This window comes from Brevibacterium picturae, assembly GCF_900105045.1.
GTDB lineage: Bacteria > Actinomycetota > Actinomycetes > Actinomycetales > Brevibacteriaceae > Brevibacterium > Brevibacterium picturae.
The window spans coordinates 779,860-795,781 of the sequence record NZ_LT629739.1; the positions used below are offsets into that span (position 1 = coordinate 779,860).

Annotated in this window: 14 protein-coding genes; 1 reads left to right on the plus strand and 13 read right to left on the minus strand. The window is 64.5% G+C overall.

Features of this window, described 5'->3' with window-relative positions; genetic code table 11:
* The 9 genes from BLT92_RS03695 to BLT92_RS03735 all read right to left on the minus strand — a co-directional run bounded on the left by BLT92_RS03695 (position 1) and on the right by BLT92_RS03735 (position 9,748).
* Complete coding sequence (locus BLT92_RS03695; protein WP_231939001.1) at positions 1 to 3,810, minus strand: efflux RND transporter permease subunit; 3,810 nt, start codon at positions 3,808 to 3,810, stop codon at positions 1 to 3.
* 123 nt (positions 3,811 to 3,933) lie between these two features.
* On the minus strand, positions 3,934 to 5,244 hold the full coding sequence (locus tag BLT92_RS03700; protein WP_407922874.1) for an MFS transporter: 1,311 nt from the start codon (positions 5,242 to 5,244) through the stop codon (positions 3,934 to 3,936).
* A 14-nt stretch (positions 5,245 to 5,258) separates the two neighbouring features.
* Positions 5,259 to 6,167, minus strand: a complete 909-nt coding sequence (locus BLT92_RS20750) for a nitroreductase family protein (protein WP_231939002.1) — start codon at positions 6,165 to 6,167, stop codon at positions 5,259 to 5,261.
* A complete protein-coding gene (gene msrA / locus BLT92_RS03710) occupies positions 6,168 to 6,698 on the minus strand; it encodes a peptide-methionine (S)-S-oxide reductase MsrA (protein ID WP_092103288.1) in 531 nt (176 codons plus the stop codon).
* A gap of 70 nt (positions 6,699 to 6,768) precedes the next feature.
* Positions 6,769 to 7,434, minus strand: coding sequence for a peptide deformylase (locus BLT92_RS03715; protein WP_092108747.1), 666 nt, complete (start codon positions 7,432 to 7,434; stop codon positions 6,769 to 6,771).
* A 13-nt stretch (positions 7,435 to 7,447) separates the two neighbouring features.
* Positions 7,448 to 8,251 carry an HpcH/HpaI aldolase/citrate lyase family protein gene (locus BLT92_RS03720; protein ID WP_092108749.1) on the minus strand — a complete coding sequence of 268 codons (804 nt, stop codon included), beginning with the start codon at positions 8,249 to 8,251 and terminating at the stop codon, positions 7,448 to 7,450.
* Between the two features lie 8 nt (positions 8,252 to 8,259).
* Positions 8,260 to 8,763: a MaoC family dehydratase gene (locus BLT92_RS03725; RefSeq protein WP_092103290.1), complete on the minus strand. Its 504-nt coding sequence runs from the start codon at positions 8,761 to 8,763 to the stop codon at positions 8,260 to 8,262.
* Between the two features lie 114 nt (positions 8,764 to 8,877).
* A complete protein-coding gene (locus BLT92_RS03730; RefSeq protein WP_231939003.1) occupies positions 8,878 to 9,381 on the minus strand; it encodes an SRPBCC family protein in 504 nt (167 codons plus the stop codon).
* Positions 9,382 to 9,412: 31 nt separating this feature from the next.
* Entirely contained in the window at positions 9,413 to 9,748 is a 336-nt protein-coding gene (locus BLT92_RS03735) for an ArsR/SmtB family transcription factor (protein ID WP_092103292.1), read from the minus strand.
* Between the two features lie 137 nt (positions 9,749 to 9,885).
* Here BLT92_RS03735 and BLT92_RS03740 point away from each other — a divergent pair, with 137 nt between their 5' ends.
* Entirely contained in the window at positions 9,886 to 10,707 is an 822-nt protein-coding gene (locus BLT92_RS03740; protein ID WP_092103294.1) for an HAD-IIA family hydrolase, read from the plus strand.
* Between the two features lie 338 nt (positions 10,708 to 11,045).
* On the opposite strand, the gene BLT92_RS03745 is transcribed toward BLT92_RS03740, so the two are convergent.
* The 4 genes from BLT92_RS03745 to BLT92_RS03755 form a co-directional block, all read right to left on the minus strand.
* Positions 11,046 to 12,347, minus strand: coding sequence for a phospholipase D-like domain-containing protein (locus BLT92_RS03745; protein ID WP_231939004.1), 1,302 nt, complete (start codon positions 12,345 to 12,347; stop codon positions 11,046 to 11,048).
* A 48-nt stretch (positions 12,348 to 12,395) separates the two neighbouring features.
* Complete coding sequence (locus BLT92_RS21025; protein ID WP_269457381.1) at positions 12,396 to 12,518, minus strand: hypothetical protein; 123 nt, start codon at positions 12,516 to 12,518, stop codon at positions 12,396 to 12,398.
* Positions 12,519 to 12,665: 147 nt separating this feature from the next.
* Positions 12,666 to 13,838, minus strand: coding sequence for an acyl-CoA dehydrogenase family protein (locus tag BLT92_RS03750; protein ID WP_092103296.1), 1,173 nt, complete (start codon positions 13,836 to 13,838; stop codon positions 12,666 to 12,668).
* Between the two features lie 41 nt (positions 13,839 to 13,879).
* The gene (locus BLT92_RS03755) at positions 13,880 to 15,922 is read right to left on the minus strand and encodes an acetyl/propionyl/methylcrotonyl-CoA carboxylase subunit alpha (protein ID WP_092103298.1); all 2,043 of its coding nucleotides are present in this window, start codon (positions 15,920 to 15,922) and stop codon (positions 13,880 to 13,882) included.

A 15,922-nucleotide genomic window follows, 5' to 3' on the forward strand; every position in this document is an offset into this window, starting at 1 on the left:
TCAGTGCTTCGGTTCCTCGCCCGTGTCGGTGCGACCGTCGGTGTCACGGTCACCGAGGTCGTCGCGGCGCTCAGTCGCACTGTCCGGCGCCGAGCTGTCCGAAGCCGAGGCGTCCGAAACTGGGGCGTCCGACGGTGTCGAATCGGCACGTTCGGCTGTGGCCACTGACCCCACCTCGGCGGTGGTGTTCTTCTGCGTGCCTGAGCGCGCGCGATCCCTCGCGTCCGAGCCTTCGGCGGCTCTCGCCTCGGCGACGTCGAGGACCTGGCCGCGGGCCATGTTCTTCACGTACTTCTTCTCGCCACGTCGTTCCTTCGCGCCTTCGAGCAGGAGGTAGAGGACGGGCACGAGGATGAGTGTGAGCAGGGTCGAGCTGACGAGGCCGCCGATGACGACGATCGCCAGCGGCTTCGAGATGAACACTCCCCCGCCGGTCAGGCCCAGGGCCATCGGAATGAGGGCGAAGATCGTCGCCGCCGCGGTCATGAGGATCGGACGATAACGCAGTCTGGCACCGTGGACGATCGCCGCCCGCAGTTCGACGCCTCGGGCTCTGAAGTGGTTGATCAGGTCGATGAGCACGATCGCGTTGGTGACGACGATGCCGATGAGCATGAGCAGACCGATCATCGAAGTCAGCCCCAGCGGTGTGTCGGTCAGCAGCGACAGCGCGATGGATCCGGTGGCCGCGAAGGGGATCGAGACCAGCAGGATCATCGGCTGCAGCAGAGATTTGAACGTGGCGACCATGATGACGAAGACGATGAGGATCGCGGCCAGCATCGCCAGGCCCAGCTGGGAAAACGCTTCGTTCTGCTCCTGCGTGGCACCACCGGTGTCGACGCTGACCGAGTCGGGGATGTCGACCTCATCCAGCGCTGATTGGACATCGGCGGACACCGCTCCCAGGTCGTCTCCGGCCGGTGTCACCGACACCGTGGTCGAGCGCTGCGAGTCCGTGTGACGGATCGTGGGTGCGGTCTTGACCTCTGTCACCTCGGCGACGTCATCGAGTGAGATGAACCGGGGTTCGGACGTCGGAGCTGGAGCGCCTGCCATGGCACCCGGGTCGCCGGCCGCGCCGGCGTCACCACCGGCACCGCCACCACCGGCACCGCCACCACCGGAATCGCCGCCTCCTGCTGCTCCAGCTCCAGCGCCGCCTCCTGCGGCACCAGCGCCTCCCGCAGCTCCGGCGGCCCCACCTGCGGGCGTCGTCTCCTCCGGCTTGCCGGGGATCTTGAGCTCGCGGAGCTCTTCGACCGTGTCGGCGTTGCGGTCGAAGAGGAGCACCGAGTGCGACACGTCGTCGATGACGACTTCGCCGATGTTCTGGCCGTGCATGGCCCGCTGCACATACTGGCCGATGGTAGCTTCCGTGAGGTTCTCCTCGGCGGCCTTCTCATGATCGACCTTGACTTCGATGACAGGCTGGACGGCCTCGAGGTCGCTGGTGACCGATTGGGTGCCGGAGACTCCTTCGAGCTTGTCCGTGACAGTCTCCGTCGCGTCGTTGAGTTCCGTCGGGTCAGAAGCGGAGAGGGTGACGTCGATGGTCTGGGCTCCGGGCATCGAGCTCTGGGACTGCACCTCGACCTGGCCCACATCCTCAAGATCGTCCAGGTCCTTCTGCAGCTGTGAGGAGATGGACTGGGCGGAGACTCCCGACTTGGAGCTGACGGTGTAGGTGCCGGTGAGCGAGGAATCGTTGGTGAATCCGAATGTGTTTCCGCCGATCGAGAGCTGGTAGGACTCGATGTCGCTGTTGTCCTGGAGGACTTCTTCGACCGGTTCGGCCTGTTTCGAGGCCTCATCGAGGTCGGTGCCGGGGGCGAATGTCTGCGAGATCTGCAGGCTGTCCTGTCCGGTGTCTCCGAAGAGTTCGGTCTTCAGCTGCGGAATCATCGCGCCCGTGCCTGCGAGGAGGAGGATCGCGACCAGGATCATCGCGACAGGGTGCTTGGTGGAGAACGAGATGACCGGCATGTAGGTCTTCTGCAGTCGTGTCACCGGTGAGTGCATGCCCGCGAGTTCGTCGACCTCGCCGGCCTCCTCTTCGGTCGCACCGTATCCGGACCTCGCCGAGGTGGTGGCCGCTGTCATCGTGTCCCCGGACGCAGCGGTGCCCGCAGCGCCCGACCCTGCACCGCCTGGGCCGGCGGCGCCTGCAGGGGCCGTCGTGGTTGCCGCAGTCCCGTCATGACGGCCGACGGTGAGGATGTTCTGCTTCTTCGATGCCTTCTTCGCGGCCTTGTGTTCGCTCCTCCATTCGGAGAGCATTCCCTTGCGGTTGCGGCGGATCTCCTTCTTCTCCGCTCGGCTGAGCTTGACCGTCGCTTCCCGTTGCCGCAGGAACCAGTAGGCGAGGACGGGGACGATCGTCAGCGCCACGAACAGGCTCGAGAGCAGGGCGATGGTGGCAGTCAGAGCGAAGGGGCGGAACATCTCCCCCGCCTGACCGGAGACGAAGGCCAACGGTAGGAACACGGCTACGGTCGTCAGCGTCGAGGCCGTGATGGCCCCGGAGACTTCGGAGACGGCGGCGAGGATGTTCGCGAACTTGTCACCACCGGCGGCGTGCCGTCGTCGGATCGCCTCGATGACGACGATCGAATCGTCGACCACGCGTCCGACGGAGATCGTCAGAGCGCCCAAGGTCAGCATGTTCAGGGTCTCTCCGCCCACCCACAGACCGACCAAGGCGATCAGCAGCGAGAGCGGAATCGAGATCGCCGTGATGATCGTTGCGCGCACCGAAAGCAGGAACACGAGGATGACGAGGACAGCGAAGAACAGTCCCAGCCCGCCCTCGACGAGCAGATCGTGGATCGATTGCTCGATGAACGGCGCCTGGTCGAATGCGGAGACGAACTCCGTGTTCTCACCCATCGACTGCTCCAGTTCCGGCAGCTTTTCGGCCACGGCATCGGAGACGTCAACGGTGTTGGCGTCGGATTCCTTCATGATCGATACCGACAGAGAGGGCTGTCCGTTGGTGCGCGAGATCGATTCGACTTCTTCGTTCGCGATCGTCACGTCGGCGACGTCGGAGACTGTGATCGGGCCGTCCTGGCCGCTGATGACCAGGTCCTTGATGGCATCGACGGAGCGGATGCGGGTGCCGACCTCGACCGGTGCCGTTCCGTCATCGGACTTCAGCTCGCCCGCCGAGGTGGGGATTCCGTTGGCTTGGAGGATCCCGGCAATCTCGTCGAGGTTCGCTCCCTCGTCCTCGAGGTCGTCACGGCGGATGGTGACCTCGACCTGTTTGGTCTTCGCTCCGGCGATCATGACCTGGGAGACGCCGTCGATCTTCTTCAGCTCGGGTTCGGCGATGTCGTTGAGGTTGGCGGCGAGCTTGTCCTCGTCCGCGTCCGAGGTCACCGACAGCGCGAGAACGGGGATGTCATCGGTTCCGGCCGTCATCACATTGGGCTCGACCCCGTCCGGCAGAGAGGCTTGGACCTGCGAGACCGCACGCTGAAGCGCCTTGACGACATCGTCGGAGTCCTCACCGTATTCGGTGCTCACGGTGATCGAGGAGCTACCCGCCGAGGAGGTCGAGGTCATGTCCTCAACTTCCGGAACGGCTGTCAGTGCACCCTCGAGGGGGTCGGTGACTTCCTGTTCGACGGCCTCCGGTGTCGCTCCTTGGTATGATGCGGTGATCGTGGCCTGCGGGTTCTCGAGAGACGGGAACAGTTCTTGTTTGAGAGCTCCGGCTCCGATGATGCCGAAGATGATTGCGACGACGGAGATGAGCGCAATGAGTGCGCGGTTCTTCAGGCTCAGACGGGTCAGAAAACTCACGTGGTGACTTTCATTTCGGTTGTGCATCCGCAGGGATCGTCTGCAGGAGAGGGTGCTTCGGTGATCAATACTAGTGATTCACCGAGTCCGAATCACATGAGCAGGCTCTGAGCGCGGACAGGTTCAGCCGAGGTCGTCCTCGATCCGATCATTCTGCTTCGCTGTGCGCACTGCGCGGGGTCTGGTCTCTCGGCCGGTGAACCAGTAAGCGGCGGCCAGAACGCCGAGGATTCCGGTGAGCATGAAGGCCCAGGAATAGTCGAAGTGGTCGACGACGATCCCGGCGATGACGGGGCCGAGGATCGCTCCGGCATCGAGTGCCATCTGGTATCTGGCGAGGACGCGACCGCCCTTGCGTTCGCGCCCGATGACATCGGCCACCGTGGCCTGCTGGGCGGGGTTGGCCAGCCCTGAGCCGACACCGGCGATGACGGAGAGGACGAAGAACAGCCAGATCGAGTCGGTGAATGCCAGTGCCGAGGTCGTCACGCCGAGGACGAACAGACCCCATTGGATGAAGGGCTTGCGGCCGTAGGTATCGGCGTAGCGGCCGACGACTGTGACCGCAGAGGCATTGCCGATCGCGAACATCGTCAGCGCCAGTCCGGCGACCGCGGTATCGGCTCGAAGCGCTTGGATGGCGAAGAGCGGGTAGATGGCCACGCGGATGCCCATGGCCGACCAGCCTTGGACGAACGCGGAGATCAGGGCGGCGCGGTAGGCGGAGTCGGCCCACGCCTGCTTGAACGTCATCACCGGCATCTGCGTTTCGTCCTTCGTCGCTTCCAGGCGAGCCCGGCCGAGTTTGGTCGAGGACCCCTCTGAAGCGGTGGAGGCGAGGAAGATACGCACGACGATGGCGGCGATGAGGAGGCCGACGGCGTAGATGATGAACGGGATGCGCATACCCCATCCGGCCATCGCTCCGCCCAGGACGGGGCCGGCGATGTTGCCGACGAGGAAGGCCGTGGCATAGGTGCTCGAGGCCTTGGCTCGGGCATCGATCGGAGCCAGTCGGATGATCAGTGCCATCGCGGAGACGGTGAACATCGTGGAGCCGATTCCGCCCAGACCGCGGAAGATCAGCAGCTGCCAGTAGCTCTGCGCGAAGGCGACGGCCGCCGTGGACGAGGCGACGATGAGGAGGCCGGAGATGTAGATGCGGCGTTCGCCGAAGGCATCGACGAGGCGTCCCGAGCTCGGCGAGAACACGAATCGGAAGAAGGCGAAGGAGGAGACGACGATCGTGGCGGCGGTGACTCCGAAGTTGAAGCTCGCGGCGAACTGCGGAAGCACCGGGGCGATGATGCCGTACCCCAGGGCGACGATGAAGGCCGCCGCGACGAGGACGTAGATCTCCTTCGGCAGTCTGCGTGAGGCAGCTTTCGACTCGGTCTGACCCGCCTCGTTGTTCGTCACGTCGTCTTTGCTCACATCGTCGTTGTCGTTCACAGGGTATCGAGGAACTGGTCGGGGTCCGGCAGCGGTCTGGTGCTGCCGGCAAGCCGCTGTCGATAGCGTTCGGGGACAGCGCCGATGTAGAGCCAGCCCATGAGCAGCTCGTCGTCCTTCAGTCGGTGGAGCCTGCGCACAGCCGGTGCATTGGCCAGGTTTCCGCTGCGCCACATGACCCCCCAGCCTGCTTGCCACAGTGCGAGTTCGAGCAGGTGGCCCGCTCCGGCCGCGGTGGCGTGCTGCTCCCATGCGGGAACCTTGGGGTTGTTCTGCGGGGAGGCGACGAGTGCCAGGAGGAGCTCTGCACGCAGCGGCTTCTCGTTGATCTCGCCGGGCTTCCGGTGCACATCATCGGCTTCATCGAGGGCTTCGCCGAGGCGGTTCCGGTCGTCACCACGGATGATGACGAACCGCCAGGGCTTGAGCCCCTTATGATCGGCCACAGAGGAAACGGTGCGGATGAGTTCGCGCAGATCGGAGTCGCTCGGCGTCTCCGGATCGAGCTTGGAGATCGACCGGCGGGTGGAGATCGCGTGCAGGACGGGATCGGCCACGGTGTCGATGGAACTCGGCACCGAGTAGTCCGGGCCCCGACGGTTCGCGGGACGCGCCGTACTCGACTGCGCGCCGCCTTCGCCCGATTCCGCTTCACTGGCAGCTGCTTCGCTCGTCGACGCAGTCTGTTCGCCGGAATCCGGTGATTGTCCGGCGAGAGTCCTCGCCCAGGGCCCGGTCTCGCCGTCGAGGAAGTGGGCGCGCACTCGACTCCTCGTCACTTCACAGGCACCGTCGTCCTTCCGATGCTTCTTCTTGTCCGACTTCTTCGACGAACGATCGGACTTCTTCGAGCCGCCGACCTTCTTCGAGCCGCGATTCTCAGACGAGTCCTTGTGCTTCGACATTCAACTCACCCAATCCGCAAACGCCTCCCGTGCCTGGGACAGCTTCGGATCAATAATGACACGGCAGTACCCGTTGTTGCGGTTCTCGGTGTAGAAGTCCTGGTGAACGGACTCGGCGGTGTGGAAGACGCCCAGAGGCTCGAGCGTAGTGACGATCGGGGCCTCGAAGATCTCCTGAGCCTCGGCGATGGCGGCTTCGAAGCGTGCCTTCTCATCGTCGTCGGCGTAGAACATTGCGGACCGGTACTGGGTGCCCACGTCGTAGCCCTGGGCATTGAGGCTCGTGGGGTCGTGTCCGGTGAAGAAGAGCCCCAGGATGACGCTTTCAGGCACGATCTCCGGATCGAAGGTGACCTGCAGTGCCTCGGCGTGGCCGGAGGCACCGGAACAGACTTCGCGGTAGTGCGGGTGCGGGGTGTGGCCCCCGGTGTACCCGGAGATCACTGAGGTGACTCCCGTGGTCCGCTGGTAGACGGCATCGAGGCACCAGAAGCAGCCAGCGCCCAGGGTCAGGGTACGAAGTTCACTCATATTCCGTACAACCATCATGAGTGCGAGTTATTCCCGAGGCCACTCACTGAAATCCGCTGGCCGACTGTGATCACATCAGCATGCCGCTGGGCAGCGTGAACCCGAGTTCCGCGGCGGCCTTCTGCGTTGAGGGCTGGTTCCAGAATGTCGCGACCGAGGTGTTGGTCGACAGTGAGCGCATCTCGGCCTTGTCCAGGAACATGATTCCTTCGAGGTGATCGGTCTCGTGCGCGACGATGCGGGCCGACCACCCGGAGACCACCTCGGCGATGGACGTGCCGTCGAGATTCTGACCTTTCAGTTCGATCTCGCGGGGGCGGGCCACGACGGCCTGGTAGCCGGGGATCGACAGGCAGCCTTCGAAGAACGCGACATCGTCGGAGGCGGCAGGGGTGTATTGCGCGTTGAGGACGACTCGCAGCGGCATCGGGGCTCGTTGCCGCACCTCGGCGGTCTCGGGGTCGTGGCTTCCGGGGTCTTCGGCGACGAACATCGACAGGCCGACGCCCACCTGCGGTCCGGCCAGCCCCACCCCGGGGGCGGCGAGCATGGTCGCTCGCATCACCTCGGCGAGTTGGGCCAGCTCGGCATCGTCGACCTGGCCGCCGAAGGGGCGTGTGACTTGCCGCAGAACCGGGTCACCGGCCTCGACGATCGGGGCCACTCCCCCGTTGTCGGCCGCGACAGCGAGGACGGAGCGGATCTGGGCGGCGATGAGTTCGTCGGCGTCGTTCATGATTTCGATTCCCTCAGACGTCCCGGGCGACGATGAGTTCGGCATGTTTGAGCAGGGGTGCGTCGATCATCTTGCCCTCGTAGGCGAAGGCGCCCTTCTCGGTCTGTGCGAGGTCGAGCACGGCTTTCGCCCAGGTCAGCTGCTCCTCGCTGGGGCGGAAGGCATCGCGGACGACGGGGACGTGATTGGGGTGAATGGAGACCTTTCCGCTGAAGCCGGACTGGACGGCGTCCTCGGCTTCCTCTGCCAGGCCGTCGAGGTCGGGGATGTTCGCCCAGATCGAGTCGAGGGCGAACTTTCCGTGTGCCCGTGCGGCCAGCAGGGTCGAGTTGCGCACATGTTTGGCCACGTCGCGGTACCCGCCGTCGGCGGTGCGGGACGATCCTCCGCCGAGGTCGGCGATGAGATCCTCGGATCCCCACATGAGGGCGTAGGCGTTGGGGGCGGCGGCGATCTCGGCGACGTTGACGGCTCCCAGGGCCGTCTCGATCAGTGCGATGACCTGGTAGTCGCCGAAGACCGTGAGGTCGGAGGCGTGCTCTGATTTGGGCAGCATGACGGCCGTGTACTCGGTCTTGGCGAGCATCTTCAGGTCCTCGCCGAGGTGCTCCGAATCCCGGGCGTTGATGCGGACCACCGTGCGGCTCGGGTCGAGCGGGAAGTCGATGATCGCTTCGCGGGCGGTGTCCTTGTCGGCGTCGTTGACCGCGTCCTCGAGGTCGAGGATGACGATGTCGGAGCGTTCGGCGGCCTTCGTGTAGCGGTCGGGGCGGTCGCCGGGGACGAAGAGCCAGGCGGGTTTGAAGTCCAATGCCATGGTGGTGCTCACTTTCCTGTCTCGTTCGCTGTGTCTGCGTGGCTGGAGTCGAACATCATGGTCTGACGCACGGCCTTGGCCACGAGTGTTCCGTCCTGGTTGTAGCCGCGGTGCTCGAGGGTCACGATGCCCTGACCGGGGCGGGACTTCGAGTTGCGCTTGTCCAGGATCGTCGTCTCGGCGTACAGGGTGTCGCCGTGGAAGACCGGGGCGGGGAACGCAACCTCGGAGAAGCCGAGGTTGCCGACGATCGTGCCCTGAGTCAGCTGTGTCACGGAGAGCCCGATGAGGGTGGAGAGAGTGAACATCGAGTTGACGAGGCGCTGTCCGAAGGGCTCGGTCGCTGCGAAGGCTGCGTCAAGATGCAGGGCCTGCGTGTTCATGGTCACGGCGGTGAACCAGGTGTTGTCCGCCTCGGTGATGGTCCGGCCGGGCGCGTGCTTGTAAATCGCACCGACTTCCATCTCGTCCAGCCACAGACCTCGTTGTTCGATGACCTTCTGCTCACTCATGCGTCACTCCTGACGTGTCATTGACCACTTGTTGTGATGTGAGCTTATCGTTTCGGCTCGAACGGCAGGCACCCCGGGTCCCAACTCGGGACCCGGGTTTCTGCGTCGGTGAGCTCAACCTGCGATCTCGGCCTCGAAGACGTTGAAGGCGGAGGTCCAACCGTCGAAGACGCTGTCGACGGCACCCGAATCGCTCGGGAGCCCGGTGAGCGTGAACGTCATCCGCGTCGTGCTCGCATCGAGTTCTTCGAGTTCGAGGCTCACGAGGGGTGATGAGTCCTCGTCTCCCTGATTTCCCCAGGTGAAGTCGAGCCGCCGAGGTGACTCGACGTGCCGATATCGCCCACCGGTGGCGAACTCCTCGCCGGTGTCGTCGACGATCATCGTGTAGGCGTAGATACCGCCTTCTCGCAGGTCGACGCGCACTGAATCACGTGGGGTGTGCAGTCCTTCCGGGTGGTACCAGCGGGCCAGGACGTCGGGGTTGGTCCAGGCGTCCCACACGCGTTCGCGTGATGCGGGGAAGTCACGGACGATGGTGAATCCGGGCTCGTCGGTCGACGGTGTCGCATCCGTCGTCGATGGTGTGCTGTTCGCGGACATAGTGTTCGGGTTCATGATGGTTCTCCTGCTTGAGCGGTTCATTCCCTCAGGGCTCGGTGGGCCCCTCCACCGGCCGTGTCTCGGCCAATACTTGGTCGAGGCTGTCGAAGCGCTGCTGCCATTCCTCGTGTGCTGCCATCAGCCATTCGTTCGCGGCGGTCAGCTGCTCTGTGTTGAGATGCACGATTCGCCTCTGCGCACTCTTGGCTCTGGTGATCAATCCAGCGTCTTCGAGCACCTTGAGATGCTGCGAGACGGCCGATCTGCTGATGGTCAGCGGTTCGGCCAGCGCGCCGGCGCTGAGGTCACCTTCCCGCAGGCGATCGATCATCGCCCGCCGAGTCGGATCGGCCAGAGCGCCGAACAGCGAATCCAGATTCATTTCAGCAAGTCCTTAATTAAGTAATTACTACAATACTGCGTGAGGCGCAGGTGTCAAGGGTCTTCTGCGAAACCGGATCGGACGCGTCGACCCGTTAGGCTGGGGGCATCGGTGCAACGACTATCTTCAGGAGAGACATGGATCGCGATTCGATCGAATGCTGGTTGACCGACATGGACGGCGTCCTGGTCAAGGAGAACAATCCCCTGCCGGGCGCGGCCGAGCTCCTCGCGCAGTGGCGCCAAGCAGACATCCCGTTCCTCGTCCTGACGAACAACTCCATCTACACGGCTCGTGACCTCTCGGCTCGACTCCGGTCGAACGGCCTCGAGGTCCCCGAGACCCACATCTGGACGTCTGCCATGGCCACCGCCGATTTCCTGTCCAATCAGGTTGACCACGGCACCGCCTATGTCGTCGGCGAGGCGGGGCTGACCACGGCCATCCACGAGGCCGGATTCGTCATGACTGAGACCGACCCGGACTTCGTCGTGGTCGGGGAGACCCATTCCTACTCCTTCGAAGCCATCACGAAGGCGATCCGCCTCATCCAGGGCGGTTCCCGCTTCATCGTCACCAATCCCGATGCCACCGGCCCCAGCCCCGAGGGCATCCTGCCGGCGACCGGCGCCATCGCTGCGCTGATCACCAAGGCCACGAACCGTGAACCCTATGTGGTGGGCAAGCCGAATCCGATGATGTTCCGATCGGCGCTGAACAGGATCGGCGCTCACTCGATGAGCACCGCGATGATCGGCGACCGCATGGACACCGACATCATCGCGGGGATGGAAGCGGGCATGCACACAGTGCTCGTCCTCTCGGGGATCTCTTCCGCCGAGGATGTGCGCCGTTTCCCCTTCCGCCCCAACGAGATCGTCAACGGCGTGCACGACCTCCTCGAGGTCTCTCTCGATCAGCGAGAGACGCTGGGTCCGGACGTCACCGGCTCCGCCTGAAGCGTCCTGCCGCGGGAGACACACCCCATAGGACACCACCTCAGCACACACTCGCTGCATCCCTACACCCTCCGCCACGACTGACCGCCCACCAGCCACCCGCCGAACGAGAAACGGCCCCAGCGTCGAAACACAGGCTCGTGACATGAGGCCTCCGGCGAGTAACTGGCTGAGTGTCGAATAACTTATGTGCACATATGGTTTTCGACGCGTAGCGCGCGTATCGCCGGGCGGGCTGGGAGCTGGGAGCTGGGAGCTGGGAGCTGGGAGCTGGGAGCTGGGAGCTGGGAGCATCATCACTCTTGCTCATGGTGCGGGTCAACGCGGCCGCCACAGACTCACTGCAGCGACGAGGTCAGCCGCATCACGGACTCCAGGTACCGGCGGATGTAGGGCCGCTTCTCCCAATCCTCGAGGACCAGTTCACGACTCTCAGCCTGGTAGTCAGCGACCACCTCGGCGATGTCGTCGACCAGGTCTCCCCCGGTCGTCAGCAGGCTGATCTCGTAGTTGAGACCGAATGAGCGCATGTCCAGATTCGACGACCCCATGACCGCGTACTCGTCGTCGACGATGAGGCACTTCGTGTGCAGCACCTGCGGCTTCGGGTAGAGGAAGATGCGCACGCCAGCCTCGAGCAGCGACCGATAGTACGAGGACTGGGCGAAGTCGACCATGAACTGGTCAGCCTGTTCGCTGACATAGAGCTCGACGCCGACCCCACGCTCGGCAGCGGTGACAACCGCGGCCAACAGCGATTCGTCGGGCACGAAGTACGGGCTGACGATCGCCAGACGAGTCTGCGCCAGATACATCATCGAGGTGAAGACCTTGAGGTTCGGTTCGGTGGTGAAGCCCGGGCCCGAGGGGACGAGCTGCATGGCACTCGTCTGTCCGCCCACATCGGGTTCATAGGCGTCGCGATCATAGGACCTGATCCCCAGGGCCTCCCCGCTTTCGGTGTACCAGTCGGTGGCGAACACGGCTTCGACCGCGGCGACGATGGGTCCGGAGAGCTCGACCATGATGTCGTGCCAGGACCGACCGATCTTCACATTCGACTTCTTCAGGTATGAGGAGTCGATCATGTTCTGCGAACCCATCATCGCCCTCTTCCCATCGATGACGAGCAGTTTGCGATGATTGCGCAGATCGATGCGGCGCAGTTTGTTCCGCCAGGGGAGGAAGGGAAGCATGAGATGCCAGTCGATGCCGGCCTTGGTCAGACGTCGGCCGAGGCGGTGGAATCCCGGATACTTGCGAGAACCGATGTGGTCGAAGAGGACCTTGACCTTCACCCCACGTGCCGCGGCGCGCTCGAGTGCCCGGAAGAAGACGTCAGTCGTCGAATCCCAGGCCATGATGTAGATCTCGACATGCACGTATTCGCGGGCCTCACCGACGAGCCCGGCCATCCGCTCGATGCTGGCCCCGTAGTCGGAGATGACGCCGTGGCTGTCGCCGGTGACCATCGGCAGGGCCGTGAGCCTGCGCCCCAGCGTCGCGATCGACGCCAAGCCGGGCGAGGTCTGCAGCGATGGGGGCACATCGGGAAGGTCGTCGGCGCCTTCGTGCATGAGCTCATCGGCCTGTGCCTGGATGCGCGCCCGGCGTCGGTTGATGTAGGGGCTGCCGAGCATGAGGAACAGCGGGATCCCGACGATGGGGACGAACAGGATCAGCAGCAGCTAGGCCGAGGACGACGAGGGTCTGCGGTCCTCCGGGACGACGCCGACGGCGATGATCTTCACCGCATATTCGACGACGATCCATCCCACGCCCAGGACGGACGCCACGACGCTGAGATCCACGTACACCCTCCTGTACTCGGCTTATCCTCTGCTCCACACTAATGGAGCCCGCCCCAGACAGATGACAGCACCGCCCGCCGAGGTGGCCCTGCACTTCCGTACGGAAGTATCGAGCCGCCTCGGCGGGCGGTGTGATTGCGGCTGAGCTCAGATACCGAGTTCGCGGGCGATGAGCATGAGCTGGACCTCGGTGGTGCCTTCGCCGACTTCGAGGATCTTCGAGTCGCGGTAGTGGCGGGCGACGAGGTATTCGTTCATGAAGCCGTAGCCGCCGTGGATCTGTGTGGCGTCGCGGGCGTTGTCCATTGCGGCCTCACCGGCGACCATCTTCGCAATCGCTGCTTCCTTCTTGAAGGGAAGCCCTGCCATCATGCGCGATGCCGCGAGGTAGTACGCGGAACGGGCTGCGACGACGCGGGCCTCCATCCGGGCGATCTTGAAGGAGATCCCCTGGAAGTCGGAGATCGGCTTGCCGAAGGCCTGACGCTCCTTGGCGTACTTCACGGATTCGTCGACACAGCCTTGGGCGGCACCGACGGACAGCGCACCCACAGCGATACGGCCCTCGTCGAGGATGCGCAGGAAGTTCGCGTAGCCGCGCCCCCGCTCGCCGAGCAGGTTGGCTTCGGGCACCTGCACGTTGTCGAAGGTCAGCGGATGCGTATCCGATGAGTTCCAGCCGACCTTGTCATAGGCAGGCTCGGCGGTGAAGCCGGGGGTTCCGGTGGGAATCATGATGGTCGAGATCTCGGGGACCTCGGCGCCGGAGCCGGAGGTGCGGGTTCCGGTCACGGCGGTGGCCGTGACCAGGCGGGTGATGTCGGTGCCCGAGTTCGTGATGAAGCACTTGCTGCCGTTGACCGTCCAGGTGCCGTTCTCCAGCGCTGCCTTGGTCTTCGTTCCGCCTGCGTCGGAGCCTGCCTCGGGTTCGGTCAGGCCGAAGGCGCCCAGCCCGGAGCCGTCGGTGAGCTTGGGCAGCCATTCGCGCTTCTGCTCCTCGGTGCCGAAGCGGTAGATCGGCATCGCACCCAGGGACACACCGGCCTCGAGAGTGATGGCCAGCGATTGGTTGACGCGGGCGATCTCCTCGATGGCCAGGGTCAGGGCGAAGTAGTCCCCGCCCATGCCGCCGTACTCTTCATCGAAGGGCAGGCCGAACAGGCCCATCTCGCCCATCTTCGCAACGAGCCCGTAGGGGAATTCGTGCTTGGCATCGAGTTCGGCCGACACGGGTGCGACCTCTTCGTCGGCGAATTTCGCGACGCCGGCTCGCAGGTCCTCGTATTCTTCGGGCAGCATGCCCGGAACGAAAGCTGTCATGATTTCCTCCCCGCTGTGTGCGTGGTCAGTGTGGTGCGTGGTCACTTGGCTGTTTGTGCTGCTGTGCTTGTGTCGGCGCCCGCGTCGGCAGAGGCTGCTCCTGCGGCGGCTTCGTCGACGACGGTGGCGAGCACCTCGTCGAGTCCGACCTGGACGCCCTGAACTGCGGTGACGGTGACGATGCCCGCCGCCGGTGCGGTGAGCACGTGTTCCATCTTCATCGCTTCGACGACGACGATCGGATCGCCCTGTTCGACGTGGTCTCCGGACTCGACCCTGACCGCGACGACGGATCCGGGCATCGGGGCGAGCACCTCGGCGCCGTCGAGGCCCGGGGTCAGGGACGTATCAGCCTGGGGCCGGGTGAAGGCGAATACGCCGCGGTCGCTGCTGATCCAGATGCTGCGATCGCGAGCGTCGGAGAACACGCGGGCCGTGTGCTGCACTCCGTCGACGAGGGCATGCCACAGGCCGTCGTCATCAATCGTGACGTCGACGACGATAGTTTCGACTTTGGCGACGTCTCCCCCGGAGCTCAACTCCACGATAGGTCGGAAGTCGGGACGAGAGGTCCGCCAGGCAGAAGGCTTCCCCCACGCCGAGGCGGTGCCTGAGTTCTGCGGCAGGTGTGCTGCCGTGATCGCTCCGGTCAGATCGGTTCCAGCCCTGCCTCCGGTGACGAGCACGGCAGCGGCTGCGATCTGTCGGTCGATCTCGCTCGCTGTGTGGGCGAGCTGGTCCTCGTCGAGGCGGTCGATAAGTGAGGTGTCGAGGTTGCCAGAGACCACCTCGTCGAGGCCGATGAGAGTGCGCAGGAAATCGATGTTCGTCACGATTCCTGGCACCGCCGAGGCGGCAAGCGCGGCATCGAGACGTGCGATCGCCGCAGCCCGGTCGGGGGCGTGGACGATGAGTTTGGCGATCATCGGATCGTAGTCCGAAGCGATCGTCTGTCCGGCTTCGAGTCCGGCATCGACGCGGATGCCTTCGCCTTCGGGGAAGACGACGTCGAGGGCCCGACCGCCAGTGGGCAGGAATCCGCGGGAGGGGTCCTCTGCGTAGATGCGCGCCTCGATCGAATGACCGGTCATGGTGATGTCGTCCTGGCTCAGTGACAGCTCTTCACCTGCTCCGACGCGCAGCTGCAGCTCGACGAGGTCGATGCCTGTGACCTCTTCGGTCACCGGATGCTCGACCTGCAGCCGGGTGTTCATCTCCATGAAGAAGAACTCGTCGGGGCGGTCGGCGCCGACGATGAATTCGACGGTTCCGGCCCCGCGGTATCCCACGGACTTCGCGGTTTCGCAGGCTGCTTGGCCGATCCGTGCCCGGGTTGCCTCGTCGAGCAGTGCCGAGGGTGCTTCCTCGATGACCTTCTGGTGGCGGCGCTGCAGGGAGCATTCACGTTCGCCGAGGTGGATGACATTGCCGTGCGCATCGGCCATGACCTGGACCTCGATGTGACGCGGGGTCGCGACGAGGCGTTCGAGGAACAGCGTGTCGTCGCCGAAGGAACTCGCGGCCTCACGGCGGGCAGTGTCGAGGGCCGTGGGCAGGTCAGCGGGGTCGAAGACGGAGTGCATGCCCTTGCCTCCACCACCGGCGGAGGGTTTGATGAGCACCGGGAAGCCGATGTCATCGGCCGCAGTGACCAGCGATTCGTTCGACATGGCCGCATCCTTGGTGCCGGGCACCAAGGGAACACCTCGCTGGGAGACGGCGTTCTTCGCGGTGATCTTGTCGCCCATGGTGCGAATGGCTTCGGCACCTGGGCCCAGGAAGACGATTCCTGCGGTGTCACAAGCCGCAGAGAAGTCAGCGTTCTCGGACAGGAAGCCGTAGCCGGGGTGGATGGCCTGAGCCTTGGTGGACTGGGCAGCGGCGATGACCTTGTCGATGCGCAGGTAGGACTCGGAAGCCTGTGCCGGGCCCAGGTGCACGGCGATGTCGGCAGCCTTGACGTGGGCGGCATGGGCGTCGGCATCGGAGTACACGGCGACGGTTCTGATGCCCAGTCGGCGGCAGGTGCGGATGACACGGAGTGCGATTTCGCCGCGGTTGGCGATGAGTACTGTGTTGAACAT